The organism is Schwartzia sp. (in: firmicutes), from assembly GCF_978017985.1.
This window is the reverse complement of sequence record NZ_CDXDFU010000100.1, coordinates 1-1,636: the sequence shown is the minus strand read 5'-3', so window position 1 is coordinate 1,636 and position 1,636 is coordinate 1. Positions and strand designations below refer to the sequence as shown.

The 1,636-nt window shown below is 45.0% G+C and carries 2 protein-coding genes; both read left to right on the top strand.

All coding sequences use genetic code 11. From position 1 onward, the window contains the following. Positions 1 to 354 precede the first annotated feature (354 nt). Positions 355 to 1,173, top strand: coding sequence for an amino acid ABC transporter substrate-binding protein (locus ACY69O_RS04670; protein WP_462332305.1), 819 nt, complete (start codon positions 355 to 357; stop codon positions 1,171 to 1,173). Between the two features lie 259 nt (positions 1,174 to 1,432). After that, positions 1,433 to 1,636 (top strand): ATP-binding cassette domain-containing protein (locus ACY69O_RS04665; RefSeq protein ID WP_462332304.1); only part of this gene is annotated, 204 nt, incomplete at its 3' end.

Below are 1,636 nucleotides of genomic sequence, written 5' to 3'. Positions count from 1 at the left end.
GTTGCTGCATGCAGCTTTATCGGATACCTGGTTGACGGTTTCACACAGAACGGTTGGGCTGGTCTTGCGGTAGGCGTGGCGTGTCTTGCCGTTGTCTGCTGCGTGATTCGTGCAAAGGTCTCGCCGGTGGAAGTGGACCAGAAATAAAATTGAACAGATTTTTCGGGCGTGCCGTACAATGCGGCACGCTCTTTTGCTGTGTACGGCAAAACATTTGCCTTGGCTCTTACGATTGGACTTCCGGAGATGATTTTACCGTTTCGTAAAATTTTTCTTGTCAAATTCTGTGTTCCTGTGTATAATGACCTTATTAACACTTTAATGTAGAAAAGGATTTTAATGGAGGGGTTCTGAATGAAGAAGGTATTGGCAATCTGTATGATGCTGGCATTGGCAGTGGGACTGCTGGCAGGGTGCGGCGGAGAAAAGAAAGCTGCGGCGCCTGAGAAAAAAGAAGCAGGCAAGAAAATCGTGCTCGGTCTTGATGATAATTTCCCGCCAATGGGATTTGTCGACAGTAACAACAAAATCGTAGGCTTTGATATTGATCTTGCAACAGAGGCTGCTAAGCGTATGGGCGGTGAAGTGGAATTCAAGCCTATTGACTGGGCAAGCAAAGAGGCAGAGCTCAAGAGCGGACGTATTGATATGCTCTGGAACGGTCTTGATATCACTCCGAAACGTAAAGAAAATATCCTGTTCAGCGACCCGTACATGAACAATCGCTCCATTATTTTCCGTGCCGCAGGCAAGAATCAGGATATTAAGGATGAAGCAACACTTGCAGGAAAGGTTGTTGCAACACAGAGCGGCGGCGGTACAATCGAAGATTATCTCGATTCCAACAAAGAAGTCAGCGGCAAGTTCAAGGAACTGAAGAAATATCCTGACTACATGTCTGCTTTCATGGATCTCGAGAACGGCCGTATTGATGCTGTCGTCTGTGATGAGATTATCGGACGCTACTACATGCAGAAGCACCCGAACAAGCTTGAGGCAATCGACGTTACGGTCGGACCGTCCGCACAGTTCGGTGTAGGCTTCCGCAAGGATGACAAAGAACTTCGCGACAAGGTTCAGAAGGCGCTTGATGAGATGCGCAAGGATGGCACCATGGCGAAGATTTCCGAAAAATGGTTCGGTGCAGACATCACGAAGATTGACAAGAAGTAATAAACGCGAAAGCTGTAAAGCCGTCGGAAATTCCGACGGCTTTTTCTTTGAGGAAGATAAAAGTAGAAAGAATGCTGTTGACAAGGGGATATTCGCATGATATCATGAGAAAAACAAAAACATATATAATCTGTATGTTTTATATTAAAAGGTGATCTGAAACACAGAAGCCTGATGAAGCCGACTGCATTTACTGCAGTGGCTTTATCAGGTTTTTTGCGTTTAAGGGGATTTAAGAGTATGGGGAAAGGTGAGTCAAATGATAATATTGGAAAATATTACCAAAAGCTTCGAATTTAAGGGGAAGACTGTAGATGCAGTTAAGGATGTAAGTATCACTATAAATAATGGAGAGATTTATGGCATCATCGGTTTTTCAGGAGCCGGAAAATCAACGCTGGTTCGCTGCATCAATTTTCTGGAGCGCCCTACATCCGGGCGGGTTATTGTCAATGATGTTTTT

Coding starts and splice junctions, on each gene's coding strand:
- ACY69O_RS04670 (WP_462332305.1), top strand. CDS start 355: ATGAAGAAGGTATTGGCAATCTGTATGATGCTGGCATTGGCAGTGGGA.